Genomic DNA, 25,299 nt, shown 5'->3' with positions numbered 1-25,299 from the left:
AAGGGAATGACATGCGCGTCCTGAACCGTTCCGTCTACGTCGGTCCATCGCTTTACGCGCACTTCCCGGTGATCCGCCTCGAGCTCGACCTGGGCCTGCTGGAGCAGTGGCCCACCGCGCGCCTGGGCGCCGGTTTCATCGATGGACTGGTTGCCGCGCTCCCGGGCCTGGCCGAGCACGGCTGCTCGTACCGCGAGCCCGGAGGCTTCCTCCGCCGGCTGCGCGAAGGCCAGGGCACCTGGCTCGGCCACGTGCTGGAGCACGTCGCGATCGAACTGCAGAACGTCGCCGGCGAAGACGTCACTTTCGGCAAGACCCGCGGCATCGACGACGACCGTCCCGGCGTGTACGCGGTGATCTACGAGTACGCGCAGCGCGAGGAAGGCATCGCCGCCGGCGAGCTCGCGCTGAAGCTGCTGGAATCGCTGTTGCCCGCGGAGCTGCGCACGCCCGGCAGCGTGCCCGATGGCTGGGAATGGGACGAGGCGCTGACCGCGTTCATCCGCTACGCGCAGCGACGCCAGCTGGGCCCGTCGACGGCATCGCTGGTCCGCGCCGCCGAAGAGCGCGACATCCCGTGGATGCGCCTCAACGAGCAGTCGCTGGTGCAGTTCGGCCACGGCAAGTACCAGCAGCGCATCCAGGCCACGGTCACCGGACGCACCTCGCACATCGCCGTTGAGCTCGCCAGCGACAAGGAAGAAACCAACAAGATCCTCGGCGCGCTCGGCCTGCCCGTGCCGCGGCAGATGATGGCCAGCAGCCAGACCGACGCCATCAAGGCGGCGAACCGGCTGGGTGGCTCCGTGGTGCTGAAGCCGTGGAACGGCAACCACGGCCGCGGCATCACCATCGACGTAAGTGGCGACGACGCCATCCGCGAGGCGTTCAACGCCGCGCGCGAGCACGCGCGCTCGGTGATCGTGGAGACCTTCCAGCCCGGTGACGACCACCGCCTGCTGGTGGTCGACGGCGAACTCGTCGCCGCCACCCGGCGCACGCCCGGCCACGTGGTGGGTGACGGCCGCAGCACCATCGCCGAGCTGGTGGAGGAGGTGAACCAGGACCCGCGCCGCGGCGTGGGCCACGAGAAGGTGCTGACGCGGCTGGAACTCGACGATGCCGCGGTGCTGATGATGGAGCGCGTGGGCATGGCCGCCGATTCGGTGCCGGCCGAAGGCGAGGTGGTGTACCTGCGCGCAACCGCCAACCTGTCCACCGGCGGCACCGCCACCGACGTCACCGACACCATCCACCCCGACAACCGCGACATGGCCGAGCGCGCGGTGCGCGCGATCGGGCTGGACGTCGGCGGCGTGGATTTCATCACCCCCAACATCGCCGAGAGCTACCGCACCATCGGCGGGGCGATCTGCGAGGTCAACGCCGCGCCCGGTTTCCGCATGCACGTGGCGCCCAGCGAGGGCACGCCGCGCGATCCCGCCGGGCGCGTGATCGACATGCTGTTCCCCGCCGGCGCATCGACGCGCGTGCCGATCGCGGCCATCACCGGCACCAACGGCAAGACCACCACCGCGCGCATGCTCGCGCACATCACCAAGATGGCCGGCTACACGCCCGGGCTCACCACCACCGACGGCGTCTACATCGACGGCCAGCGCACCGTGGAAGGTGACATGACCGGGCCGACTTCGGCACGCATGGTGCTGCGCGACCCCCAGATCGACATGGCGGTGCTTGAAACCGCGCGCGGCGGCCTGCTGCGCGCCGGCATGGGCGTGCGCCACGTGGACGTGGGCGCGGTGCTCAACGTCGCCGCCGACCATCTCGGCCTGAAGGGCATCGACACGCTGGAGCAGCTCGCCGAGGTCAAGCGCGTGGTGGTGGAGGTGGCGCGCGAGTGCGCGGTGCTCAACGCCGACGACCCGCAGGTGCTGCGCATGTCCGCGTACACGGATGCGCGCAGCATCTGCTACGTGACCATGAACCCTTCGCACGCGCTGGTGCGCGAACACATCCGCGCCGGCGGCGGCGCCTGCGCGCTGGAGGCGGGCGTCAACGGCCAGATGATCACGCTGTACGACAAGGGCGCGCACCTGCCGCTGATGTGGACGCACCTGATCCCGGCGACGCTCGAGGGACGCGCGCTGCACAACGTGCAGAACGCGATGTTCGCCGCCGCCATGGCCCATGCGCTGGGCATCAGGCTCGATGCCATCCGCCAGGGCCTGCGCACCTTCGATTCCACGTTCTTCCAGGCCCCCGGCCGCATGAACGTGTTCGAGGGGCACCCGTTCAAGGTGGTGATGGACTACGCGCACAACGCGCACGCGGTGGCGATGATGGCCGAGCTGGCGCAGCGGCTGGATGTCGCCGGGCGCCGGATCGTGGTCGTCGCCGGGCCGGGCGACCGCCGCGACGAGGACCTGGTGGCGATCGCCGGCAGCGTCGCCGGGAAGTTCGACCACTACATCGTGCGCCGCGACGACAGCCTGCGCGGCCGCGACGGCGACGAGGTGCCGCGCATCATCTCCGAAGCACTGCGTGCCGCCGGCGTGGGCGAGGACGCGATCAGCGTGATCGCCGACGAGCAGGCGGCGGTGGATGCGGCGCTGCGCATGGGCCGCCCCGGCGACCTTCTGCTGGTGCTGGCCGACGCGCTCACCCGCACCTGGAAACAGATCACCAAGTTCCGCGCCGACGGCGAGGCACCGCCCCCTGCGGTGCGCGCCGAGCCGCCGACACTGTCGGAGTCCGAGATCGACGCGGCCACGGTGGCGGCGATGGACGGCGTGGTGCGCGATGAGCGCGGCCTGGTGTTCGAGCGCGAAGAGAACGACTGAGATGACTGGCGGGTACTGACGTGGCGGACGCATTCGAGGACTCGCGCCGGCTCACCGGCGGCAACGTCTATTTCGCAGGTCCCGGCGCGGCGCTGGAAGCGGCGGCCGGTGCCGCGGCGGACGCCGCGACGCTCGCGCGCTGGGCCGGCAACATCGCCGCGGCGCGCGCGGCGCTCGGCTGGCCTGTCGGCGCGGTGCTGGTGCGCCCGCATGCCAGCGGCGCCTCGCTGGCGTTCGAGGCTCCGTTCGACCAGCTGTATGCCGCCACCGAGGTCAACGAGTGGGCGTGGACGGCCGCCGTGGCGTCCACCAGCGGCGACCCTGGTGCCGCGTACCTGGCGCCGGGGCATGCGGCCTGTCGCGATGCCGACAGCGCGCTGCACACGCTGCGCGCGGTCGCCGCGGCCGAAGCCAACCCGGCGCTGGTCGCGCTGCGCGCCGCCGCCCATGCGCGCGGCCTGCCGTTCCTGTTCGACGACGACGAGGCCACCGTCGGTGCCGGCCGTGGCGCAGCCACCTGGCCAGTGCATGCGCTGCCGGCGGCCGACGCGGTCGACTGGGCGGCGCTGCACGACATTCCATCGGCGCTGGTCACCGGCTCCAACGGCAAGACCACGACCGTGCGCCTGGTCGCGGCGATGACGCGTGCGCACGGCTGGCCCACCGCGCACAGCTGCACCGATGGCGTGTTCTTCGACGGCGTCGAACTCGAATCCGGCGACTATTCCGGCCCGACCGGCGCGCGCACCGCGCTGCGCCAGCCCCACGCCGAGGCCGCGGTGCTCGAAACCGCCCGTGGCGGCCTGCTGCGCCGCGGCCTGGCGGTGGAGCGCGTACGGGCGGCCGTGGTCACCAACGTCAGCGAGGACCACTTCGGCGAATACGGCGTGCACGGTCTGGCCGACCTTGCGCGCGTCAAGCTCACCGTGGCACGCGCCGTGGCCGATGACGGCCTGCTGGTGCTCAACGCCGACGACGCGCTGCTGCGCGAACTTGGCGCTGCCAGCGACCGCTCGCTGGGCTGGTTCGCGCTGGATGCGGAAGCGCCATGGCTGGTGGCGCATCGCGCCCACGGCGGGGCGACCTGCGGCGTGCGCGCCGGTCGCCTGCAGCTGCACTGGCAGGGCGAGGACCACGACCTCGGCGCGGTGGCGGACATGCCGCTCGCGCTGGGCGGCCGCGCCACCTACAACGTCGCCAACATCGCCGCCGCGAGCCTCGCGGCGTCCGCCATGGGCGTGCCGCCGGCGACGATTGCCGGCGCGCTCGCACGCTTCGGCGCGGGCACTGGCGACAATCCCGGGCGCCTGCAGCACTGGCGCTTCGACACGCTCGACGTGTTCGTGGACTACGCGCACAACCCCGACGGCCTGCACGGTTTCCTGCGCGCGATCGGCGCCGGGGAACGTGGCGGTCGCCTGGCGTTGATCCTCGGCCACGCCGGCAACCGCGAAGATGCCGACCTGCGCGCGGTGGCGGCGACCGCGGCGGCCTACCGCCCCGAGCTGGTGGTGCTGAAGGACATCGGCGGCTACGAGCGCGGCCGCGCCGCGGGCGAGGTGGCCGGTATCATGCGTGCCACGCTGCTTGCTTCGGGCGTCGGCGCGGACGCGATCGAGACCCGTCTCGACGAGGTCGAGGCCGCGCGCCGACCGCTCGAATGGGCGCGTGCCGGCGACCTGCTCGCACTGCCGGTCCACGAACTTTCCGCGCGCGCCACCGTGGTCCACCTGCTCGACGCGCTGCAGGCGCAGGGCTGGCGGCCCGGTGAGCCACTGCCCCCGATACAGGACGACATGCCATGACCCAACCCCGCCACGACGTGCTGCGCCGCATCCTCGCGCGCAAGGTGGAGGAGGTCGCCGAGCGCAGCGCCCGCGTGCCGCGCGAGGCGCTTGCCGCGCGCCTGCCCGACGCGCCGCCGGTGCGCGGGTTCGCCGCGGCCATCGAGCGCGTCGCCGCCTCCGGCCGGTCCGCGGTGATCGCCGAGGTCAAGAAGGCCAGCCCGTCGAAGGGCGTGATCCGCGCGGACTTCGACCCCGCCGCGATCGCGCGCAGCTACGAAGCCGGCGGTGCCGCCTGCTTGTCGGTGCTCACCGACATCGACTTCTTCCAGGGCGCCGATGCCTACCTGCAGCTGGCGCGCGACGCCTGCGGCCTGCCGGTGCTGCGCAAGGACTTCATCGTCGATGCCTACCAGGTCGACGAGGCGCGCGTGCTCGGTGCCGACTGCGTGCTGCTGATCGTCGCCGCGCTCGACGATGCGCGCCTCGCCGCGCTCAGCGCGCAGGCGCTCGCGCTGGGCATGGACGTCCTGGCCGAGGTGCACGACGCGGACGAATTCGCGCGCGCGCTGCGCCTGCCGGCGGTCGAGGGCCGCGCGCCGCTGCTGGGCGTCAACAACCGCGACCTGCGCAGCTTCGAGGTGTCGCTGGAGACCAGCGAAGCGCTGGCTGCCAGCGTGCCCGCCGGGCGGCGGCTGGTGTCCGAGAGCGGAATCATGACCACGGCGGATGTCGCGCGGCTGCGCGCGGCGGGCATCGAGGCGTTCCTGGTCGGCGAAGCCTTCATGCGCGCCGACGACCCGGGCGAGGCGCTGCGCGCGCTGTTCGCGGCATGAGCAGTGGTCCCCAACCCGGCGCGGCTCGTGGCGTGCCGCGCGCGGACGCGCCGCTGGTGGTGTTCGATTTCGACCACACGCTGTACGACGGGGACTCCGGAAGCCACCTGTTCGCCTGGCTGATCCGCCGCAGTGCGTGGCGCACCGCGCTGGCATTGCTGCTGGCGCCGGTGTTCGCGCCGATGGTGGCGTTCCTGCCGACGCGGCGCATCGGCATCTCGGCGTTCGTCTGGGCCGGTACGGTCGGCTTCCACCGGCGCCGCGACCTCGACGCGCTGATCGACACCTATGTTGCCGGCCACGTCGACACCATCCGCGCCAGGCTGCTGCCGGCGGCGCTGGCGGTGTTCCAGGCGCATCGCGAGCGCGGTGACCGCGTCGTGGTGGCGACCGGCGCACCCCCGGAACTGGCGCGCGCGATCCTCGCGTTCGTCGCCCAGGAGGACGTGCCGGTCGTGGGCACGCTCGCGGGTCCGCGCTTGGGCGCGGTGGTCGCGGTGCGCCACTGCCACAACGAGGAGAAGATGCGCATGCTGCGCGAGCGCGGCTGGGGCGGCATCGATATCGCGTACTCCGACTCCAGCGCGGACCTGCCGCTGCTGCGCGCGGCGCGCGCGCCGGTGGTGGTCAATCCCAAGCCCGGCGCGGTGGCGCTGTTCCGCCGCGAACTTCCGGCCGGAACGCCGATCCTCAACTGGGGCTGCCCGGGGCGTGCCGGCGATCCGGTGGCGACCGCGCAGGGCTGAAGCAGGCGTGCGCGCATGGCGCGCCGGCCGAGTCAGGCGCCGAACAGCGCCCGGTAGATCTGGAAGCCGCTGATCGACAGCACCAGGCCGCCGACGGCGAACAGCACCAGGCGCTCGCGCACGTGGCGCACCATCAGCGCCGAGATCGGCGCGGCGACCACCCCGCCAATCAGCAGGCCGAGGGTGATCTTCCAGTGTTCCAGCCCGATGGAGAGCAGGAACGTCACCGAGATCGCCAGGGTCACCATGAACTCCGATGCGCTGACGGTACCGATGCTGGTCCGCGCCTCGCCGCCGCGGGCGAGCAGCGTGGAAGTGGCGATCGGCCCCCAGCCACCGCCGCCGATGGCATCCAGCAGGCCAGCGAAGAAGCCGAGCACGCCGACGCGCTTCACCCGGCTGCGCGGCACCATGCGCCCGCCCGCGCGCAGCAGGATCAGCAGCGCCAGCACCAGCAGGTAGCCGTAGATCCACGGTTTGATGGCATCGCCGTCGATGCGGCTGAGCGCATATGCGCCGATCACCCCGCCCACCACGCCCGGCACCGCCAGCCGCAGCATCAGCTTGCGGTCGACGTTGCCCAGTGCGCCGTGCGCCGCGCCGGAGACGCCCGTGGTGAAGACTTCGGCGGTGTGCACGCTGGCGCTCACCGCCGCCGGCGGCATGCCCATCGCCAGCAGGATCGACGACGACACCAGCCCGTAGGCCATGCCCAGTGCGCCATCGATCAGCTGTGCGCACAGGCCGATGGCCACGAACATCGCGAAATCGCCGCCTAGCAGGTCCATGCACCTCCCGTCGCGCCTGGCGCGTGGTTCAGGGGCTCAGGATAACGGGCGGGGCAGGGGCGGGTGTTGCCGCGGATCAAGCGTCGCCGAGCCGCTTGACGAAGCGCACCGTGCCGTCGCCAAAGCCGCAGGCCTGGTAGAAGGCGTGCGCGTCGCTGCGCTGCGAGCCGCTGGTCAACTCGATGCGCGCGGCGCCGGCGGCGCGGGCGCGGCGCTCCGCCTCGCGCAGCAGCTGGCGGCCAAGGCCGCGCCCCTGCGCACCGGCGGTCACCACGAGCGCGGTGATCCGGCAGGTGATGGTGTCCAGCGGCAGGTAATACATGAAGTCGAGCGCGACCAGGCCGCACACCACGCCGCCACAGCGCGCGACCACCAGCGCCTGGCGGTCGTCGCCGACGATCGCGGCGATGCGCCGCCCGGCATCCGCGCGGTCGCAGGGATAGCCCATCTCGCAGAGCAGGGCGGCGACGTCGTCGGCGTCGATCGACGACGCGCTGCGCAGGTCGGCCTCGGGCAGGGTGCCGCGGGATTCGAAATGCGCCGGCACGCGCGGCTCAGCGCGTGCCGTACAGCACGACGGTCTTGCCGCGGGCGTGCAGCTTGCCGTCGATCTGCAGCTTCTTCAGCACGCGGCCGGCCATTTCGCGCGAGCAGCCGACCAGGCGGGCGAGCTCCTGGCGCGAGACGCGCAACTGGGTGCCGTCGGGATGGCTCATCGCCTCGGGCTCCTTGGTCAGGTCGTGCAGGGTGCGCACGATGCGGTCGGTGACGTCGAGGAAGGCGAGGCGACCGGCCTTGCGGCTGGTGTCGAGCAGGCGCCGCGAGAGCTGCGCGCCGATCGAATACATGATCTGCGTGGCGTCGCCGGACAACGAGCCTTCGAACAGCTGGTAGAGGCGCTCGTAGCTGATCTCCGCGAGTTCGGTCTGCGTGCGCGTGCGCAGGATCACCTCGCGTACGTCGGACTCGATGAACAGGCCCATCTCGCCGACGAATTCGCCCGGCCCGAAGTAGCCGAGGATCAGTTCGCGACCGTCGTCTTCCTCGGTGATGATGCTGACCGAGCCGTTGATGACGTAGTACATGGTGCCGGCCTGGTCACCCGGGCGGAACACCTCCGTGCGCGGCGGATAGCGGCGTCGATGGCAGTGCGCCAGGAAACGTTCGATCGTCGCCGGCGAAGGCATGAGTGGATGCAGGGGGCGTCTATAGGTACTGAGGATGGCCACAGGGCTTGTATTCATGGGCAGGGTGAACGGGGGATTCAGGGAGAGTAGGCCGTTCGACCCCCGCGGGCAAACCGGTTGCGCCCGGATACACGGCCACAACCCGCCTGCGGGTCGCCCCCCGGGGCGCGATGCCGCATAATCGCGCACTTTCCGCCGAACCTGGATCCGATGCCGTGGTCAAGCCGCTCCCCCGCCTGAAGCTCCAGGGGTTCAACAACCTCACCAAGGCGCTTTCCTTCAACATCTACGACGTCTGCTACGCGGTGTCCGAAGAAGAGCGGCAGCGCTACATCGAGTACATCGACGAGGAATACAACGCCGACAGGCTCACCCAGATCCTGACCGACGTCGCCGAGATCATCGGTGCCAACATCCTCAACATCGCGCGCCAGGACTACGATCCGCAGGGCGCGTCGGTGACGATCCTGATCTCCGAGCAGCCGGTGATCGACAAGGCGGATGCGAAGGGCGTGATCTCCGACGCCGTGGTCGCGCACCTGGACAAGAGCCACATCACCGTCCACACGTATCCCGAGACCCACCCGCAGGCGGGCATCGCGACCTTCCGCGCCGACATCGACGTCGCCACCTGCGGCGTGATCTCGCCGCTGAAGGCGCTGAACTACCTGATCGAGAGCTTCGAGTCGGACATCGTCATCACCGACTACCGCGTGCGCGGCTTCACCCGCGACATCAAGGGCAAGAAGCACTTCATCGACCACAAGATCAATTCGATCCAGGATTACCTGGCGAAGAACATCAAGACCCGCTACGAGATGTTCGACGTGAACGTCTACCAGGAAAACATCTTCCACACCAAGATGCACCTGAAGGACTTCGACCTCGACCAGTACCTGTTCGAAGAGAAGGCGCGCAACCTGTCGTTCAAGGAGCGCATGAAGATCGAGGCGCTGCTGAAGCGCGAGATCGAAGAGCTGTTCCACGGCCGCAACCTGGTGGAGTGACCGCGGCGCCGGGTCATCCGGCGTTCGGCGCGCACGTGCCAGGATCCAGCCACGATTGAACACTGCGGGACGACCCGCGCGCGGGACCGGGTCCCGCGGATGACAGACCGACGGCGGTCCGGAGCGAAGGCTCCGGGCCGCTTCTTTTTTTGACTGACCAAGGAAACGCCGCCATGGCCTGGATCTACCTGCTGCTCGCCGGCTGTTCGAAATCGGCTTCGCGATCGGACTCAAATACACCGAAGGCTTCACCCGGCTCTGGCCGAGCGTGTGGACGGTGACCACCGCGGCGATCAGCCTGTGGCTGTTGACGCAGGCGCTGAAGGTCATCCCGGTGGGCACGGCGTACGCGATCTGGACCGGAATCGGTGCGATCGGCGTGGCCACCATCGGCATCCTGGTGTTCTCGGACAGCGCCTCGCCGGCGCGGCTGGCGTGCATCGCGCTGATCGTGGCCGGCGTGGTGGGCCTGAAGCTGGTCTCGGGCTGAAACGCCCGGCGCCGGCCCGCGCCGGCGCGCCGTGGCTCAGATGCGGTACGCGACGGTCTTCATGAGCTTCGAGGCCACCGCCATCAGCGCGGGTATGGGCTGCGGCAGCACGCGTGCGCCGGCGGCTTCGGCGTTGTCGGCGTGGCGCGCCTCGTCGGCCTTCATCACTTCGAGGATCGCGCGGCTGCGCAGGTCGGCCCCGGGCAGGGTGCGCAGGTGTTCCTCGAGATGCGCCTCGACCTGGCGCTCGGTCTCGACCACGAAGCCGAGGTTCCAGCCGTCGCCGCGCAGCCCGGCCAGCAGGCCGATCGCGTAGCTGCCGGCATACCAGAGCGGGTTGAACAGGCTGGGCCGGCTGTCCAGCTCGCGCAGGCGGTCGTCGCACCACGCCAGGTGGTCGGTCTCCTCCTGCGCCGCCTCGAGCAGGTGCGCGCGGGTGGCGGGGTCGCGCGCGACCGTCGCCTGGCCGACATACAGCGCCTGCGCGCAGACCTCGCCGACGTGGTTGATGCGCATCAGCCCCGCGGCATGGCGGCGCTCGGGCTCGTCCAGCACGACTTCGGCGTGGTCCGCGCCGGGATTGGGGCGCTCGGCACGGGGCCGTCCGGCGACTGTTTCCAGTGCGTTCTGGGCATCCGCCAGCAGGCGGTCAAGCGGGGAGAGGGTGCGCGTGGTCATGCGGACATTGTGCGCCCGGCGATTCGCGCCGGCCAACCGGGCAGACGCCGCCTGCCCACCCCAGGCTTGCGGCGAGCCCGGGCGGCCGGTACAATTCCGCCTCTTGCGTTCCTGGAACGTGAAAACGCGTGGCGAAGTTCCCGGCCGAGGCCTCGGAACCAACCCGACCAGTCACCCCTGAGAGTTCCCGATGAAAACCTTTATTGCCAAGAACGAGACCGTCCAGCGCGACTGGTTCATCGTCGATGCCACCGGCAAGACCCTTGGTCGCCTGAGCACCGAAATCGCGCGCCGCCTGCGTGGCAAGCACAAGCCCGTCTACACCACCCACGTCGACACCGGCGACTACATCATCGTGGTCAACGCCGAGAAGATCCACGTGACCGGCAACAAGCTGGCCGACAAGATGTACTACCGCTTCACCGGTTACATCGGCAACCTCAAGTCCGAGTCCCTGGCGCAGGCGCTGCAGCGCCACCCGGAGCGCGTGATCGAGCATTCGGTCAAGGGCATGCTGCCGAAGAACACCCTCGGCCGTGCGATGTACAAGAAGCTCAAGGTCTACAAGGGTGCCGAACATCCGCACGCCGCCCAGCAGCCGCAAGTCCTGGATATCTAAGTCATGGCAATCACCCAGAATTACGGCACCGGCCGTCGCAAGTCCTCCACCGCCCGCGTGTTCCTGCGCCGCGGTACCGGCACCATCACCGTCAATGAGCGTCCGCTCGACGAGTTCTTCGGCCGCGAGACCGCGCGCATGATCGTGCGCCAGCCGCTCGAGCTGACCAAGAACACCGAGAGCTTCGACATCTACGTGACCACGCACGGCGGCGGCACCACCGGCCAGGCCGGCGCCATCCGCCTGGGCATCGCCCGCGCGCTGGTCGAGTACGACGAGACGCTGAAGAGCGAGCTGCGCAAGGCGGGCTTCATGACCCGTGACGCACGCGAAGTCGAGCGCAAGAAGGTCGGCCTGCACAAGGCACGTCGCGCCACCCAGTTCTCGAAGCGCTGATCGAGGTATTCAGGATCGCCTCGCGCGATCCTGCGTTACAATTTGCTCCATAGCCCCGTCGCCAAGCGGTAAGGCACCTGACTCTGACTCAGGCATTCGGAGGTTCGAATCCTTCCGGGGCTGCCACATCCAAGCTAGGCCCGAAGCCCGCCACGTGCGGGCTTCGTCCTTTCCGCCTGCCGGAGCCCGCACATGGCCATGACCTTTCCCCCGCCATATACCGCCGAGGACGGCGTGCTGGCCGCGCTGCGCGATGACGGGTATGCGGTGCTTTCGCCGGCAATGGTCGCAGCGATGGCCGGCATGGTGCCGGCGGACATCGCCGGCCTGCAGATCGGCTGGGACGACCTGCCGCTCGACGGCTATCTGCGCGATGGCGGCAGCTACCGCCGGCGCCGGCATTCCTGCTTCACCGTCGGCGGCGAGGGGGCGCAGCTTGCCCCGCATCGCGCGCACTGGCAGTCGCTCGACTACAACGCACTGCACGGCGGCATGGAGCGCATGTACCAGCCGCTGTCTCCGATCCTGACCGGGTTGCCCGCCTGGTCGCGACTGCTCGAGTCGCTCGGCGCGCTGTTCTCGCAGGTCCGCGCCGCGCGTCCCTGGTATGTCGAGGCGCACCAGTTCCGCATCGACACCAGTGACGGCATCGGCCGGCCGACGCCGGAAGGCGCGCATCGCGACGGCGTGGACTTCGTCGCCGTGTTCGTGGTCGAGCGCCACGGCATCAAGGGCGGCGAGACCCGCGTCTTCGATGCGGCCGGCCCCGACGGCCACCGCTTCACGCTCGAGGATCCGTGGTCGCTGCTGCTGCTCGACGACACCCGCGTGATCCACGAATCCACCCCGATCCAGCCGCTCGCCGCCGATGCCGTCGGCCACCGCGACACCCTCGTCCTGACCTACCGGTCCGGTGCGTTCCAGGGTGAGGATTGAGGGCGCTGCCCACACGCCACCCACGGCCCCGCTACAATCGACCGATTGCGACTTCGCGGAGCAGTGATGAAGCTGGGTTCTTTGAAAGAGGGCGGCCGCGACGGCACGCTGGTGGTGGTGTCGCGTGACCTCGCGCGCGCCGTGCGCGCGACCGGGATCGCCCCGACCCTGCAGCAGGCGCTCGAGGACTGGTCCAACATCGCACCGCGCCTGGTGGCGCTGTCCGACGCGCTGAATGCCGGCACCGCCGACGGCGGCTTCGACCTGGAGCCCGCGCATCTGGCGGCGCCGCTGCCGCGCGCCTACGAGTTCCTCGATGGCAGCGCCTACCTCCCGCACGTGGCGCGCGTGCGACGCGCCCGCGGCGCCGAGGTGCCGGAGAGCTTCTACACCGATCCGCTGATGTACCAGGCGACCAGCGCCGGTTTCCTCGGCCCGCGCGACCCGGTGCGTGTGACCAGCGAGGAACACGGCATCGACCTCGAGGCCGAGATCGTGGTGATCACCGACGACGTGCCGATGGCGGTCACGCCCGAGCAGGCCGCCGGCCATATCCAGCTGATCGGACTGGTCAACGACGTCAGCCTGCGAAACCTGATCCCGGGCGAGCTGGCCAAGGGGTTCGGCTTCCTGCAGTCCAAGCCGCGCTCGGCGCTGTCGCCGGTGTTCGTGACGCCCGACGAGCTGGGTGGGGCCTGGGTCGACAACAAGCTGCACCGGCCGCTGGTCACCCACGTCAACGGCGAATGGTTCGGCGCGCCGGAGGCCGGCGTCGACATGCAGTTCGATTTCGCGCAGCTGGTGGCGCACGCGGCGAAGACGCGGCCGCTGTCGGCCGGCACCATCGTCGGCTCCGGCACCATCGCCAACGAGGACACCGCGCTGGGCGCATCGTGCTTTGCCGAGAAGCGGACTGTAGAGGCGCTGGAGCACGGCAAGCCGGTCACGCCGTTCATGAGCTTTGGCGACAGCGTGCGCATCGAGATGTTCGATGCCGCGGGTGCGACGATCTTCGGTGCCATCGAGCAGCGGATCGAGCGCCAGGCCGCTCCCTGACGGCGTCAGCGGCGCGCGGGCCCCGCGCAGGCGGGATGGGTTTGGCGGATAGGGGGAGTGGCCAGGTGGCGACCGTTAAAGAATCCTTGTGCCTGCATTCGTACTGGCGCTCCAGCGCCGCATACCGCGTGCGCATCGGCCTCAACCTCAAGGGGCTGGCCTACGACATCGCCCCGGTGCACCTGGTGCGCGACGGCGGCGAACAGCACAGGCCGGACTTCGCGGCGATGAACCCGCAGGAGCTGGTGCCGGTGCTGCAGCACGGCCAGCGCATGCTGCGGCAGTCGCTGGCGATCCTCGAGTACCTGGACGAGATGTGGCCCACCCCGCCATTGCTGCCGGCCACCGCGCGCGATCGTGTCCGCGTGCGCGGGCTGGCGCAGCTGGTGGCGTGCGACATCCATCCGCTCAACAACCTGCGCGTGCTGCAATACCTCGAGCGCGACTGGGGCGTGCCGGGCGCGGAGCGCGATGTCTGGGTCAAGCACTGGATCGTGGAAGGCTTCCGCGCGCTGGAAGCTCTGCTGGCTGGAAATCCATCGACCGGCGAGTACTGCGACGGCCACGCGCCCGGCCTCGCGGACTGCTGCCTGGTGCCGCAGGTCTACAACGCGCGGCGGTTCGGCGTCGACATGGCGCCGTTCCCGATCATCGCGCGCATCGAGCGCGAATGCCTGCAGCTGCCGGCGTTCGAAGCCGCGCGCCCCGAGCGCCAGCCCGACGCGCCGGAAATGGCCTGACGCCTCAGTGCGAGGCGTGGCCGGTGTCGAAGACGTCGGCGTAGGGATCGTGTTCGTCGCCGCCTTCGGACAGGCGGAACTTCAGGTCCAGGCCGTCGCGGGAATCCGCCGCCCGCAGCGCGGTCTCGCGCTCGATGCGGCCTTCCTTGAACAGCCGGAACAGGCACTGGTCGAACGACTCCATGCCTTCCTCCAGCGATTCCTCCATCGCCTGCTTGATCTCGTGAACCTGGCCGCGGCGCAGCAGGTCGCGGATCATCGGCGTGTTGATCAGCACTTCGGTCGCCGGCATGCGGCGGCCATCGGTGCCCACGACAAGGCGCTGCGACACCACCGAGCGCAGGTTCAGCGCCAGGTTCATCAGCACGTTCTTGTGCGCCGCCTCGGGGAAGAAGTTGAGGATGCGTTCGATGGTCTGGTCGGCGTTGTTCGAGTGCAGGGTCGCCAGGCAGATGTGGCCGGTTTCGGCGAATGCGATCGCGGCCTCCATGGTGGTGGCGTCGAGGATCTCGCCGATCAGGATCACGTCCGGCGCTTCGCGCATCGCGTTCTTCAGCGCGTTGTGGAAGGCGTGGGTGTCGATGCCGACCTCGCGCTGGTTGACGATCGACTTCTTGTGCCGGTGCAGGTATTCGATGGGATCCTCGATGGTGAGGATGTGCCCGGACGTGGTGCTGTTGCGGTAGTCGATCATCGACGCGAGCGTGGTCGACTTGCCGGAGCCGGTGGAGCCGACGATGAGCACCAGGCCGCGCGGGGCCATAATGATCTCCTTCAGCACGGACGGGAGCTGCAGCTCCTCGATCGACGGAATGGTGCTGCGGATCGAGCGGATCACCATGCCGACTTCGCCGCGCTGCTTGAACACGTTGACGCGGAAGCGCCCCGAGTCCGCCAGCGACAGCGCCATGTTGAGCTCCAGCTCGCGCTCGAACTGCGGCACCTGGCCTTCGTCCATCAGCGAGTAGGCGATCTTCTTGACCATGCCGGGAGGCAGGCCGGTGTTGCCGAGCGGGTAAAGCCTGCCTTCGACCTTGATGTACACCGGCGCGCCGGTGGTCAGGAACATGTCGGAGGCATTCTTTTCCGTCATCAGCTTGAGGAAATAGCCGATGTCCATTGACGAAATCCCCTGTCGCGCCGCGCCGGCACATTGCGTACCGCGCGGATGCTGATAACAATGGTCGCGCGTTCCCCAATCGGCACGACCCCCTATGCCTCCAAGCTTCGCACAATTCAAGTCGGCCCTGCATGGCCTGTGTCTCGTTCCGGTGCTTGCACTCGGGGCCTGCGCGAGCCTGCCGCCGCCCACGGCCGAACTCTCCGCCGCGCAGCAGGCGGTTTCGCGCGCCGATGCTGCCGATGCCCAGCAGTACGCGCCCGAGGAACTTGAGCGTGCACGCACCGCGCTGAGCCGCGCGCAGTCGGCGATGGCGATCGGCAAGGAGCGTGACGCGCGCGTGCTGGCCCAGCTCGCGGCAGCTTCGGCCGACCTCGCCAACGCCCGCAGCCAGCAGGCACAGACCGCATCCGCGCTCGCCCAGCGTCGCAGCGAGGTGGCCGGCCTGCGCCAGCGGCTCGGCGTGGAGGGCACGCCATGACGCGCCTCCTCGCCAGTGCGGCGATCGCAGTCGCGCTACTGGCCGCGCCGGCCTTGGCGCAGGCCCAGGCGCGCGGGCAGGTGCCGGCCAAGTCGCAAGCCGCCAGCGACCTGGCGCGCCTGGAGTCGCGGCTGCATGCAATCGAAATCGATCCCGCCCGCAACACGCTGGCCTCGTACGAGCGCCTGCAGGCCCGCCAGGCGCTGGATGCGCTGGCTGCCGCTAGGAGCGGCCAGGCGCGCACCGATGCCCACCAGGTGGCTGAATGGCGGGTCGAAACTGCCGAGATCGCGGCAGCCAACGCCGTCGACCGTCGCGAGCTCGACCGCCTCGAGCGCGAGCGCAGCGAACTTCTGGTGGAAGCCAGCCGCCAGGATGCCGCCCGCGCGCGTGCAGAGGCCGAGCGACTGCGCATCCAGGCCCAGGTGCAGGCCGAGGAGGCCGAGCGCCTGCGCCTGGCGGCCGAGGAGGAATCCAGCGCCCGCCAGCAGGTCGAAGGCGTGCTGGATGACGTGGCCGGCGCGCAGGCCGCCAAACTGCGCGCCGCGCGCCAGCGCGAGGCCGAGCTCAAGCGCCAGGAAGCCGAGCTCATGCGGGACGTGCCGGGACCTGCCAGGCGCCCGCACTGAGGGCCGGCAGGGGCCTGAAGCCGGGTTCCGCCGGCGCCTGTCCGGCGCCTGTCCGCGCCTCCCGGCGGACCCTTGCCCCTCCCGATCCGGAGGAGTAGGGTCGAACATGCAGGCGGCGACCACCTACGGTGAGGCCGCCTCGCGGAGCGGAAGGGTGACGTGACGGAATCGTGCGACTCCAACGGGAATGTCGCCGCGGGCAAGGCCCCGCGGACGTTCCCGAGGGGGCGTCCGGAGCGCGCCGGTCCAGCTTCAAACGACACGCCTCGGGCCGCAAGGTCCGGGGCGTTTTTGCATGTCCGCGCGGAGGGTCGCGCGGGTCACAGCTGAAAGGAGGTTTCCATGTTCGAAGGTCAACCGCAGGCGGAAATGGACGAGCTGTTCAAGTCCAACCCGGAGTTCCGCCAGCTCTACCACCGGCACAAGGAACTCGACAAGAAAGTGCTCGATGCGGAACTCGGCGTGCTGCCGATCGACGACACCAGGCTGTCACAGATGAAGCGCGAGAAACTCGTCGCCAAGGACCGCCTGGCGCAGATGTTCAATACCCTGACCCACTGATCCCGCTCCCCCACGCAGCGTAAAGGCCACCGTGTGCGGTGGCGGCCACCCTCGTCGGTCGTCGCCGCACACGTGCCACATGCCGGGGCCGCGCAACGGATGGCGACGCGCGATGCGATAATCGCCGCCCCGTTGCACGACAGGCTGCCAGGCATGCCCATCCACGATTCCGTCCTCGGACTCATCGCCGATACCCCCATCGTCAAGGCGCAACGCCTGGATGCGGGTTGTTGCGAGCTGTATTTCAAGCTCGAGAGCCAGAACCCCGGCGGTTCGATCAAGGACCGCATCGGCATGAGCATGATCGAGGCCGCCGAGGCGCGTGGCGACATCAAGCCCGGCGACACCCTGGTGGAAGGCACGGCCGGCAACACCGGCATCGGCCTGGCACTGGTGGCGCAGCAGAAGGGCTACAAGCTGGTGCTGGTGGTCCCCGACAAGATGAGCCGGGAAAAGATCTTCAACCTCAAGGCGATGGGTGCCGAGGTCGTGCTGACACGATCGGACGTCGCCAAGGGCCATCCGGACTACTACCAGGACCTGGCCGAGCGGCTCGCCGCGGAGACGCCAGGCGCGTATTTCATCAACCAGTTCGGCAACCCCGACAACCCGGCCGCGCACGAACACGGCACCGGACCGGAGATCCTGCGCCAGATGGCCGAGGTCGGCGGGCTCGACGCGATCGTGTTCGGCTGCGGCAGCTCCGGCACGATGAGCGGCCTGTCGCGCTGCTTCGCCACGCAGGCGCCGGACGTGGAGATGGTGCTGGCCGATCCGGTCGGCTCGATCCTTGCCGAGTACATCAACGAAGGCACGCTCAGCGACAAGTCCGCCAGCTGGATGGTGGAGGGCATCGGCGAGGATTTCCTGCCGTCGATCTCCGACTTCTCGCGGGTGAAGAAGGCCTACGCGATCACCGACAAGGAAAGCTTCCTGACCGCGCGCGAGCTGCTGGCCAAGGAAGGCATCCTCGGCGGCTCCTCCACCGGCACGCTGCTGGCCGCCGCGCTGAAGTACTGCCGCGAGCAGACCACGCCGAAGAAGGTGCTGGTGTTCGTGTGCGACACCGGCAACAAGTACCTGTCGAAGATGTACAACGACTACTGGATGCTCGACAACGGCTTCATCGAGCGCGAGCAGCATGGCGACCTGCGCGACCTGATCCTGCGCCCGTTCTCGCAGCGCGACACGGTGGTGGTGGGGCGCAACGACCTGCTGGTCACCGCCTACCAGCGCATGAAGCTGTACGAGATCTCGCAGCTGCCGGTAATGGATGGTGACGAGCTGGTCGGCATCCTCGACGAGTCCGACGTGCTGCTGCACGTCTACGGCGACGAGGCGCGGTTCCGCGACCCGGTGTCGACCGCCATGGCCAGCAAGCTGGAGGTACTGGACGTCAAATCGCCCATCGAGTCGCTGCTGCCGGTGTTCGACCGCGGCCAGGTGGCGATCGTGATGGACGGCGGACGCTTCCTGGGCCTGATCACCCGGATCGACTTGCTGAACTGGCTCCGTCGCCGCGTCAACTGAGCCGCGCTGGCGGGCGGGGCGGCCCTGCCCCGATGCTACAATCCGCAGTCTTTTCAAGCGGATGTGAAGGCATGCACGACGACCAGGGTCACGGCGGCGCGGACGCCTCCGGTTGGGGCCACGGCACCCGGGCGATCCACGCCGGGCAGTCGCCGGATCCCTCCACCGGCGCGGTCATGACGCCGATCTACGCGACCTCCACCTACGCGCAGTCCAGCCCGGGCGTGCACCAGGGCTTCGAGTATTCGCGTACCCACAATCCCACGCGCTTCGCCTACGAGCGCTGCGTGGCCGGGCTTGAGGGCGGCAGTCGCGGTTTCGCGTTCGCCTCCGGCCTCGCCGCCAGCGCAACGGTGCTGGAGCTGCTCGACAGCGGCGCGCACGTCATCGCCATGGACGACCTCTACGGCGGCAGCTACCGGCTGTTCGAGCGCGTGCGCCGGCGCACCGCGGCGCTGGATTTCAGCTTCGTCGACCTGACCGATCCCGCCGCGTTCGAGGCCGCGATCACCCCGCTGACGCGGATGGTCTGGGTGGAGACCCCGACCAACCCGATGCTCAAGGTCGTCGACCTCAAGGCGATCTCGGCGATCGCCCGCAAGCACGGCCTGCTGATGGTGGTCGACAGCACCTTCGCCTCGCCGATCCTGCAGCGCCCGCTGGAGCACGGCGCCGACCTGGTGCTGCACTCGGCCACCAAGTACCTCAATGGCCACTCCGACATGGTCGGCGGCATGGTGGTGGTGGGCGAAAACGCCGAGCTCGCCGAGCAGCTGGCGTTCCTGCAGAACTCGGTGGGCGCGGTGCAGGGGCCGTTCGACAGCTTCCTCGCGCTGCGCGGACTGAAGACCCTGCACCTGCGCATGCGCGCCCACTGCGACAACGCGCTGGCGCTGGCGAAACAGCTCGAGACCCATCCCGCGATCGAACAGGTGATCTACCCGGGCCTGCCGTCGCATCCGCACCACGCGCTCGCCGCGCGCCAGATGGATGGCTTCGGCGGCATCGTGTCGGTGGTGGTGAAGGGCGGCCTCGCCGGTGCCACCCGCTTCTGCGAGTGTTTGAAGATTTTCACCCTGGCCGAGTCGCTCGGCGGCGTGGAGAGCCTGGTCAACCACCCGGCGGTGATGACGCATGCGTCGATCCCGGTGGAGCGCCGCGCGGTGCTCGGCATCAGCGACGCGCTGGTGCGGCTGAGCGTCGGGGTGGAGGACGTGGCCGACCTGCTGGCTGACATCGAGGCGGCGCTGGATACCGTCGTTCCATGATGCAGCCTCCGGGCGCGGCATCCGGCTACGGGTTGGGCGTGCCTTCGGCGCTGGCCTTTGCCGTGGCTGGAGTACTCCCGGAGGGAGAAGCCGCGCCGCGCCTGGGGCATCGGCGCGCGGGCGAGGGCTACGAACAGGCCCGCCGCGTGACGGGCGAGGTGGTGGCGGTCGACCAGGGCCTCACCCTGCGCTTCGCGCTGCCCGCCGTGCCTGTCGATTTCATCCTGATCGAGCCTGCCGCCGTCCCGGGGCGCTACTGCATTCCGCGCATGGTTTACGCGGGCCGGGAGGTCGACGACCTTGGCCGTCGCGTGATCGCCGCACATGCCTGCCTCGGCGAAGCGCCGGCCGGGGGCGGCATCCGCTTCACGAGCATGGAAGGTCGTCCCGCGGTGGAATTGGACGTGCGCGGCCTGGCAGGCGACACGTCCGGGCGCCACGTTGAGCTGGTGCTGTGTCGCGACGCCGATGGCGTTGTCGCGGCGGATGCGCTGGCGCAGGTCCATGCGTCCATCGCCCGCGAGCGGGACGCCACTCGGGCGGATTTCGCGCGGGTGACGCGCACGCTTGCCACGGTGTCCGCACGCATGGAAGGCATTTCGGCGGCCATCGGCACGCCTGTTGACGGGGCGGCCGCCCCGAACCTGGCCGAGCGCGTCGAAGCGTTCGCCGCCGCCGACGCGGCGCGCGATGCGCGGGTCGCCGCCATGGAGCTGCAGCTCGCCCTGCTGGTCGACGCGTTGGCGCGATCGGAACAGTCTCTGGCCGCGCTCGCGCCCGCCATCGAGCGCGCCACCGCGGTCCAGGCGGCGACTGGAACCGCCGCCGCAACCGGCCGCGAGGCAGCCGCGCGTGATCATGAGGGCCTTCGCCAGCTGCTCGTGGCGCTGCAGGGCCAGGTGGAACGCGTGACCCATTCGGTCGAGAACGTGTTCTGGCGTCGCTGGTTGCGTCGCCTGCGCGGAGGCGGCCAGTGAGGGACGTGGCGCCGGACATGCAGGCGGGGTGCGCGGTACCACTCGCCTATGCGCCGCTCAACCAGCTTCAGGCGCTGGAGGACGGCGCCTGGCTGGCCATGGGCGACGACCCGTATTTCATCGTGCAGCTGCCCCCCGGTGCTCGCGAGGGCGGCACCTTGCGCATCAGCGTCGAGCTGGTCGGTGAGCACCTGCAGCGCCCCTGCATCTACCTGGATTCCGGCAATGGCTGGACCGAGTCCGGACGGGTCGAGCTCCTGCCCGACGGCCCCGGGCACTGGACCGCGGTCGCATCCGTCGAGGCACTGGCAGGCCCGGCACGCTTCGACCCCAGCGAGTGCGCCGGCCGCTTCCGCCTTGGCGCAGTCGCGCTTGAGCGTATCGACCCGGCCGATCTGCTGCTGGAGCTGCTCGCGCGCGACGCGGCGACACACCCCGACTCGGCTGCCGCCGTGCTCGCGCATGCCATGGCGCTGGCGGATGAGGCCGGCCACCGGCACGCCTGCGAATGGTTGCTCGCCGCTGGCCCCGATCGCCTGCGCGAGCCGCCGGGGTCCTATGCCGCGTGGGTCCGCCTGCACGATTCGCCTGGTTCGGCCGAGCTGGATGCCCTGCGCTCGGCCGTGCGCACGATGCCGGCGCGGCCCCTGCTGTCCCTGCTGCTTCCGCTGTCGGGTGAGCGCCACGACCTCGTGCGGGCCTCGATCGCATCACTTCTCGGGCAGTGTTACCCGGACTGGGAGCTCCTGCTGGTCTGCGACGAACAGGCGCTGTCGGCCCCGATGCGCGACACCGTCGCAGCGGCGGTCGCAGCCAGCAGCCGTGTCCGCCTGATCGAGGGGCGAGCGGACGATGTCGCGGCCTGGAACCTGGCGCTCGCGTCCGCCGCGGGCGCCTGGATCGGCGTGATCGAAGGCGCACCCGTATTCGCTCCGCACGCACTGCTGGCGCTTGCGCATGCGGTGGCAAGCGATCCAGCGGCCGGCATCGTGTATTCCGACTGCGACCGGATCGACGCCGCGGGGCGCCGCCACTCGCCGAGCCTCCGCCCCGACTGGAACCCGGACCTCTTCCTGGCGCGTGACTACCTTGGCAGTGCGTTGCTCCTCGATGCCAGCCTGGGACGCGCCGCCGGTGGCTTCCGCGCCGACCATGCCCCCGCCATCCTTGCCGACCTGGCGCTGCGTTGCCTCGGCCATGCCGATGCCACGCCGGTCCACGTGCCGATGGTGCTGTCGCACTGGCCCGACGTCGCGGGCGCCGAACCGGCCGCCCATGCCGAGGCGCGCCGCAACGCGCTGCGCGAGCACCTCGGCGACCGCGTGCTTGCGGTTGAGCCGGCAGGTGACGGTGCGCGCCTGCGCTGGCCGCTGCCCGCGCAACCGCCCCGCGTCAGCATCGTCATCCCCACGCGCGACCGCGTGGACCTGCTGCGCCTCTGCGTCGAAAGCATCCTGTCGCTGACGACCTACCCGGATTTTGAGCTGCTGGTGGTCGACAACGGCTCCAGCGACGCCGAAGCGCTCGAGTACCTCGCATCGCTGGAATCGCGGCCGCGGGTGCGGGTGCTGCGCTACAGCCTGCCGTTCAACTATTCGGCGATCAACAACTTCGCCGTCGGGCAGGCCGCGGGCGAAGTCGTGGCGCTGCTCAACAACGATATCGAGGTGATCTCGCCGCACTGGCTCGACGAGATGGTCGCGCACGCGCTGCGCCCCGGCATCGGTGCGGTCGGCGCGATGCTGTACTACCCGGACGACACCATCCAGCACGCCGGCGTGGTGGTGGGTCTGGGCGGCGTTGCCGGCCACGTCTATTCCCGGCAGCCGCGCGGCAGCAGGGGCGAGGAAGGCCGTGCCGCACTCGTCCAGGACATGACCGCGGTGACGGCCGCCTGCCTGGTGGTGACCAGGTCCGCGTGGGAAGCGGTCGGCGGCCTGGACGAATCGCTGGTGGTGGCGTTCAACGACATCGATTTCTGCCTGCGCCTGCACCGCGCCGGCCTCCGCAACCTGTGGACGCCGCATGCCGAGCTCTACCACCACGAGTCCGCGAGCCGCGGCAGCGAGGACACGGAAGAGAAGCTGCGCAGGTTCCACTCCGAGGTCGCGTTCATGATCGAGCGCTGGAACGGATTGCTCGACAACGACGCGGCCTACAACCCCAACCTCTCGCTCGGCCACGGGGCGGCGAACGAACTCGCGTTCCCGCCGCGCCGCGGACTGCGGCATTGGCTCGGGCACGTGCTCGCGGCCCGGCCGGCGGCGACCGCCATTGAACGATCCTGGACAACCCGATGATGGAACCTGACGACGCTCGCGGATCCGCGGGCGCGATTGTGGCGCTGCAGCTGCATCCGACCAACCACCTGCGCACTTGCGCGGACGACGGCACCTGGGAAGCGGTCGGCAACGACCCCGCCTTCCACTGCGCGCTGCCTGCCGGAGGGCTTGCACCTGGCTGGTACGAAGTGGACATGGCGCTGGAGCTGCTGCAGGGCCCGCAGTTGTGGAGCTATTTCTATCCCGATTACGGTGATCCGGAGCTTGAACGCCACAAGGTGTTCGTGCCACTGAGTGAAGTCGGTGGCGGCCGGCAACGCGCGATTGTCCTCTTCACCAACCATGTCCAGCGCCTGCGCTTCGATCCTGCGGTAGCGGTGTGCAAGTTCCGCCTGGGCGGCCTGCGGCTGCGCCGGATGGGGCGGCGCGAAGCCGCGGGCGCGATGCTGCGCGACGTGCTCGGCAGCCTGGCACCCGGCGTCGGCGAGAAGCTGCGGCGCGTGGCCAGCCTGGCGCGGCAGTTGCTGACCGGTGGTGCATCGGCGTTCGCAGCGCGCCTGTACTCGCTGTATTCGCGCGCCCCGGAAGGCAGCGCCAATGTCGGCTACCAGACGTGGATCGATCTCTACGATCCGTGCTCGCCCGAGGTGCTCGACGCGGCCGGCCGCGAGGCCGCGGCGCTCGCGGTACAACCGCTGTTCTCGATCATCGTGCCGGTCTACGACACGCACGAGCGCTGGCTGCGCAAGTGCGTGGCCAGCGTCCGCCGGCAGGTGTACGGAAACTGGGAGCTGTGCCTGTCCGACGATGCCTCGCCTTCGCCGCATGTGCGCAGGCTGCTGGACGAACTGTCGGCGCAGGACCCGCGCATCAAGGTGGTCCACCGCGAGCAGAACGGGCATATTTCCGCCGCTTCCAACAGCGCCATCGAAGAGGCCTCGGGCGACTGGCTGGTGCTCCTGGACCATGACGACGAACTGCATCCGGTGGCACTCGCCGAAGTCGCCGGCGCGATCAACCGCTTCCCGCACTGGAAGCTGATCTTCAGCGACGAGGACAAGATCGACGAGAACGGCCGCCGCTTCGATCCGTACATGAAGTCGGACTGGAACTACGACCTGTTCCTGTCGCACAACTGCATCAGCCATCTCGGCGCATACGATGCAGCCCTGGTGCGCGAAGTGGGCGGTTTCCGTGTCGGCATCGAGGGTAGCCAGGACTGGGACCTGGCGCTGCGCTGCATCGAGCGCCTCCGCTCCGACCAGGTGGGCCATATCCCCAAGGTGCTGTACCACTGGCGGGCGATCAAGGGCTCCACGGCGCTCGCGCCGCAGGAGAAGGGCTATGCGCACCACGCCGGGCTGCGCGCGATCGCCGAGCACCTGGAGCGCACCTCGTCCTCGGGTCGCGTGGAGGAGATCCCGGGACAACACGGCAACTACCGCGTCCGGTATGCCGTGCCCGATCCGGCGCCGCTGGTCAGCATCATCATCCCGACCCGCGACAAGGTCGAGCTGCTGAAGGCATGCATCGACTCCATCGTGGAAAAGACCACGTACCCGGCGTACGAGATCGTCGTGGTCGACAACCAGTCGTCGCAGCCCGACGCACTCGAGTACCTCGCGTCGCTCGGCTCCGAGCCGCGGGTGCGGGTCATCGCGTATGACGAGCCGTTCAACTACTCGCTCATCAACAATCGTGCCGCGGCCGCGGCGCGCGGCACGGTGCTGTGCCTGTTGAACAACGACATCACCGTGATCAGCCCCGACTGGCTCGAGGAAATGGTGGGTCACGCCTGCCGACCCGGCGTCGGCGCGGTGGGCGCCATGCTGTATTACCCCAACGACACCATCCAGCACGCGGGGGTCATCGTGGGAGCGCACGGCGTGGCCGCGCATGCCTATTCGGGCCATGGCCGCGGCTACCCGGGGCACATGAGCCGGGCGCGCCTGATCCAGGAACTCAGCGCCGTCACGGCCGCGTGCATGGTGGTGACGCGCGAAGCCTTCGAGCGCGTCGGCGGGCTGGACCCGCTGCTGAACGTCGCGTTCAACGACGTCGACTTCTGCCTGCGCCTCCGCGAAGCCGGCTATCGCAATGTGTGGACGCCATATCCGGAGCTGTACCACCACGAGTCGGCGACCCGTGGCTATGAAACGTCTCCCGAGAAGATGGAGCGGTTCAACGGCGAGGTGGTCTTCATGCGCAACCGGTGGGGTGAAGCCTTGCAGTACGATCCCGCCTACAACCGCAACCTGAGCGTCAACGACGAGCTGTACCAGCTGGCCTTCCCGCCGCGCGAGAAGTGGCCCGGCCCGCAGTTGCGGGCCCTGGACTGCTGACTTCCAACGATCTTCCAACGACCTTCCAACGACTGGAGACAA

Annotated in this window: 23 protein-coding genes, 1 tRNA gene and 1 pseudogene; 20 read left to right on the top strand and 5 right to left on the bottom strand. The window is 69.7% G+C overall.

Features of this window, described 5'->3' with window-relative positions:
* The first annotated feature begins 11 nt into the window (after window positions 1–11).
* The 4 genes from cphA to JHB91_RS07830 are packed head-to-tail and all read left to right on the top strand — an operon-like array spanning window position 12 to window position 6,170.
* Window positions 12–2,804, top strand: coding sequence for a cyanophycin synthetase (gene cphA / locus JHB91_RS07845; RefSeq protein ID WP_199472321.1), 2,793 nt, complete (start codon window positions 12–14; stop codon window positions 2,802–2,804).
* Between the two features lie 20 nt (window positions 2,805–2,824).
* Window positions 2,825–4,609 carry a Mur ligase family protein gene (locus JHB91_RS07840; RefSeq protein WP_199472320.1) on the top strand — a complete coding sequence of 595 codons (1,785 nt, stop codon included), beginning with the start codon at window positions 2,825–2,827 and terminating at the stop codon, window positions 4,607–4,609.
* Window positions 4,606–5,424, top strand: a complete 819-nt coding sequence (trpC, locus tag JHB91_RS07835; protein ID WP_199472319.1) for an indole-3-glycerol phosphate synthase TrpC — start codon at window positions 4,606–4,608, stop codon at window positions 5,422–5,424. Before JHB91_RS07840 ends, trpC begins: the two co-directional genes overlap by 4 nt.
* Window positions 5,421–6,170, top strand: a complete 750-nt coding sequence (locus JHB91_RS07830) for a haloacid dehalogenase-like hydrolase (protein ID WP_199472318.1) — start codon at window positions 5,421–5,423, stop codon at window positions 6,168–6,170. The genes trpC and JHB91_RS07830 overlap by 4 nt, the downstream gene beginning before the upstream one ends.
* A 32-nt stretch (window positions 6,171–6,202) precedes the next feature.
* On the opposite strand, the gene JHB91_RS07825 is transcribed toward JHB91_RS07830, so the two are convergent.
* The 3 genes from JHB91_RS07825 to crp form a co-directional block, all read right to left on the bottom strand.
* Window positions 6,203–6,958, bottom strand: coding sequence for a sulfite exporter TauE/SafE family protein (locus JHB91_RS07825; protein ID WP_199374901.1), 756 nt, complete (start codon window positions 6,956–6,958; stop codon window positions 6,203–6,205).
* A gap of 76 nt (window positions 6,959–7,034) precedes the next feature.
* A complete protein-coding gene (locus JHB91_RS07820; RefSeq protein WP_199374902.1) occupies window positions 7,035–7,505 on the bottom strand; it encodes a GNAT family N-acetyltransferase in 471 nt (156 codons plus the stop codon).
* 7 nt (window positions 7,506–7,512) lie between these two features.
* Entirely contained in the window at window positions 7,513–8,145 is a 633-nt protein-coding gene (gene crp, locus JHB91_RS07815; RefSeq protein WP_233348299.1) for a cAMP-activated global transcriptional regulator CRP, read from the bottom strand.
* A gap of 215 nt (window positions 8,146–8,360) precedes the next feature.
* On the opposite strand from crp, the gene speD reads away from it, so the two are divergent.
* Window positions 8,361–9,152 carry an adenosylmethionine decarboxylase gene (gene speD / locus JHB91_RS07810; protein ID WP_199374904.1) on the top strand — a complete coding sequence of 264 codons (792 nt, stop codon included), beginning with the start codon at window positions 8,361–8,363 and terminating at the stop codon, window positions 9,150–9,152.
* Window positions 9,153–9,325: 173 nt separating this feature from the next.
* Window positions 9,326–9,642, top strand: a pseudogene (gene sugE / locus JHB91_RS07805) (quaternary ammonium compound efflux SMR transporter SugE).
* A gap of 36 nt (window positions 9,643–9,678) precedes the next feature.
* Here the strand turns inward: sugE and coq7 are convergent.
* Entirely contained in the window at window positions 9,679–10,320 is a 642-nt protein-coding gene (coq7, locus tag JHB91_RS07800; protein WP_199472317.1) for a 2-polyprenyl-3-methyl-6-methoxy-1,4-benzoquinone monooxygenase, read from the bottom strand.
* A 190-nt stretch (window positions 10,321–10,510) separates the two neighbouring features.
* On the opposite strand from coq7, the gene rplM reads away from it, so the two are divergent.
* The 6 genes from rplM (at window position 10,511) to maiA (ending at window position 14,067) form a co-directional block, all read left to right on the top strand.
* On the top strand, window positions 10,511–10,939 hold the full coding sequence (gene rplM / locus JHB91_RS07795) for a 50S ribosomal protein L13 (protein ID WP_182822926.1): 429 nt from the start codon (window positions 10,511–10,513) through the stop codon (window positions 10,937–10,939).
* A 3-nt stretch (window positions 10,940–10,942) separates the two neighbouring features.
* Entirely contained in the window at window positions 10,943–11,335 is a 393-nt protein-coding gene (gene rpsI, locus JHB91_RS07790; RefSeq protein WP_199374907.1) for a 30S ribosomal protein S9, read from the top strand.
* 51 nt (window positions 11,336–11,386) lie between these two features.
* Window positions 11,387–11,461 (top strand) — tRNA-Gln (locus JHB91_RS07785).
* Between the two features lie 66 nt (window positions 11,462–11,527).
* The gene (locus JHB91_RS07780; RefSeq protein ID WP_199472316.1) at window positions 11,528–12,271 is read left to right on the top strand and encodes a 2OG-Fe dioxygenase family protein; all 744 of its coding nucleotides are present in this window, start codon (window positions 11,528–11,530) and stop codon (window positions 12,269–12,271) included.
* A gap of 66 nt (window positions 12,272–12,337) precedes the next feature.
* Window positions 12,338–13,327 (top strand): fumarylacetoacetate hydrolase family protein, encoded by a 990-nt coding sequence (locus tag JHB91_RS07775; protein WP_199374909.1) that lies wholly within the window; start codon window positions 12,338–12,340, stop codon window positions 13,325–13,327.
* A gap of 65 nt (window positions 13,328–13,392) precedes the next feature.
* Window positions 13,393–14,067, top strand: coding sequence for a maleylacetoacetate isomerase (maiA, locus tag JHB91_RS07770; protein ID WP_343225070.1), 675 nt, complete (start codon window positions 13,393–13,395; stop codon window positions 14,065–14,067).
* A gap of 4 nt (window positions 14,068–14,071) precedes the next feature.
* Here the strand turns inward: maiA and JHB91_RS07765 are convergent, their stop codons facing one another.
* The gene (locus tag JHB91_RS07765; RefSeq protein WP_199374911.1) at window positions 14,072–15,187 is read right to left on the bottom strand and encodes a PilT/PilU family type 4a pilus ATPase; all 1,116 of its coding nucleotides are present in this window, start codon (window positions 15,185–15,187) and stop codon (window positions 14,072–14,074) included.
* 94 nt (window positions 15,188–15,281) lie between these two features.
* Here JHB91_RS07765 and JHB91_RS07760 point away from each other — a divergent pair, with 94 nt between their 5' ends.
* The 8 genes from JHB91_RS07760 to JHB91_RS07725 all read left to right on the top strand — a co-directional run bounded on the left by JHB91_RS07760 (window position 15,282) and on the right by JHB91_RS07725 (window position 25,257).
* A complete protein-coding gene (locus tag JHB91_RS07760) occupies window positions 15,282–15,668 on the top strand; it encodes a DUF4398 domain-containing protein (protein ID WP_199472314.1) in 387 nt (128 codons plus the stop codon).
* Window positions 15,665–16,297: a hypothetical protein gene (locus JHB91_RS07755; RefSeq protein ID WP_199374913.1), complete on the top strand. Its 633-nt coding sequence runs from the start codon at window positions 15,665–15,667 to the stop codon at window positions 16,295–16,297. The genes JHB91_RS07760 and JHB91_RS07755 overlap by 4 nt, the downstream gene beginning before the upstream one ends.
* A gap of 342 nt (window positions 16,298–16,639) precedes the next feature.
* Window positions 16,640–16,858, top strand: coding sequence for a YdcH family protein (locus JHB91_RS07750; RefSeq protein ID WP_199374914.1), 219 nt, complete (start codon window positions 16,640–16,642; stop codon window positions 16,856–16,858).
* 153 nt (window positions 16,859–17,011) lie between these two features.
* Entirely contained in the window at window positions 17,012–18,388 is a 1,377-nt protein-coding gene (locus tag JHB91_RS07745) for a pyridoxal-phosphate dependent enzyme (RefSeq protein WP_199472313.1), read from the top strand.
* 71 nt (window positions 18,389–18,459) lie between these two features.
* Window positions 18,460–19,656 carry a cystathionine gamma-synthase gene (locus JHB91_RS07740; protein ID WP_199472312.1) on the top strand — a complete coding sequence of 399 codons (1,197 nt, stop codon included), beginning with the start codon at window positions 18,460–18,462 and terminating at the stop codon, window positions 19,654–19,656.
* On the top strand, window positions 19,653–20,633 hold the full coding sequence (locus tag JHB91_RS07735; RefSeq protein WP_199472311.1) for a hypothetical protein: 981 nt from the start codon (window positions 19,653–19,655) through the stop codon (window positions 20,631–20,633). The genes JHB91_RS07740 and JHB91_RS07735 overlap by 4 nt, the downstream gene beginning before the upstream one ends.
* Complete coding sequence (locus JHB91_RS14120) at window positions 20,630–22,933, top strand: glycosyltransferase family 2 protein (protein ID WP_199472310.1); 2,304 nt, start codon at window positions 20,630–20,632, stop codon at window positions 22,931–22,933. Before JHB91_RS07735 ends, JHB91_RS14120 begins: the two co-directional genes overlap by 4 nt.
* Window positions 22,930–25,257, top strand: a complete 2,328-nt coding sequence (locus JHB91_RS07725) for a glycosyltransferase family 2 protein (protein WP_233398535.1) — start codon at window positions 22,930–22,932, stop codon at window positions 25,255–25,257. Before JHB91_RS14120 ends, JHB91_RS07725 begins: the two co-directional genes overlap by 4 nt.
* Window positions 25,258–25,299 lie beyond the last annotated feature (42 nt).

The organism is Luteimonas sp. MC1828 (assembly GCF_016461615.1).
Taxonomy (GTDB): Bacteria; Pseudomonadota; Gammaproteobacteria; order Xanthomonadales; family Xanthomonadaceae; genus Luteimonas.
The sequence above is the reverse complement of the archived record's forward strand: the minus strand, read 5'-3'. Positions and strand labels throughout refer to the sequence as shown.

Bases quoted from the DNA above. Each gene is read 5' to 3' on its own strand.
- cphA (WP_199472321.1), top strand. From the start codon at position 12: ATGCGCGTCCTGAACCGTTCCGTCTACGTCGGTCCATCGCTTTACGCG.
- trpC (WP_199472319.1), top strand. From the start codon at position 4,606: ATGACCCAACCCCGCCACGACGTGCTGCGCCGCATCCTCGCGCGCAAG.
- JHB91_RS07830 (WP_199472318.1), top strand. From the start codon at position 5,421: ATGAGCAGTGGTCCCCAACCCGGCGCGGCTCGTGGCGTGCCGCGCGCG.
- JHB91_RS07825 (WP_199374901.1), bottom strand. From the start codon at position 6,958: ATGGACCTGCTAGGCGGCGATTTCGCGATGTTCGTGGCCATCGGCCTG.
- crp (WP_233348299.1), bottom strand. From the start codon at position 8,145: ATGCCTTCGCCGGCGACGATCGAACGTTTCCTGGCGCACTGCCATCGA.
- coq7 (WP_199472317.1), bottom strand. From the start codon at position 10,320: ATGACCACGCGCACCCTCTCCCCGCTTGACCGCCTGCTGGCGGATGCC.
- rplM (WP_182822926.1), top strand. From the start codon at position 10,511: ATGAAAACCTTTATTGCCAAGAACGAGACCGTCCAGCGCGACTGGTTC.
- rpsI (WP_199374907.1), top strand. From the start codon at position 10,943: ATGGCAATCACCCAGAATTACGGCACCGGCCGTCGCAAGTCCTCCACC.
- JHB91_RS07780 (WP_199472316.1), top strand. From the start codon at position 11,528: ATGGCCATGACCTTTCCCCCGCCATATACCGCCGAGGACGGCGTGCTG.
- JHB91_RS07775 (WP_199374909.1), top strand. From the start codon at position 12,338: ATGAAGCTGGGTTCTTTGAAAGAGGGCGGCCGCGACGGCACGCTGGTG.
- JHB91_RS07765 (WP_199374911.1), bottom strand. From the start codon at position 15,187: ATGGACATCGGCTATTTCCTCAAGCTGATGACGGAAAAGAATGCCTCC.
- JHB91_RS07760 (WP_199472314.1), top strand. From the start codon at position 15,282: ATGCCTCCAAGCTTCGCACAATTCAAGTCGGCCCTGCATGGCCTGTGT.
- JHB91_RS07755 (WP_199374913.1), top strand. From the start codon at position 15,665: ATGACGCGCCTCCTCGCCAGTGCGGCGATCGCAGTCGCGCTACTGGCC.
- JHB91_RS07750 (WP_199374914.1), top strand. From the start codon at position 16,640: ATGTTCGAAGGTCAACCGCAGGCGGAAATGGACGAGCTGTTCAAGTCC.
- JHB91_RS07745 (WP_199472313.1), top strand. From the start codon at position 17,012: ATGCCCATCCACGATTCCGTCCTCGGACTCATCGCCGATACCCCCATC.
- JHB91_RS07740 (WP_199472312.1), top strand. From the start codon at position 18,460: ATGCACGACGACCAGGGTCACGGCGGCGCGGACGCCTCCGGTTGGGGC.
- JHB91_RS07735 (WP_199472311.1), top strand. From the start codon at position 19,653: ATGATGCAGCCTCCGGGCGCGGCATCCGGCTACGGGTTGGGCGTGCCT.
- JHB91_RS07725 (WP_233398535.1), top strand. From the start codon at position 22,930: ATGATGGAACCTGACGACGCTCGCGGATCCGCGGGCGCGATTGTGGCG.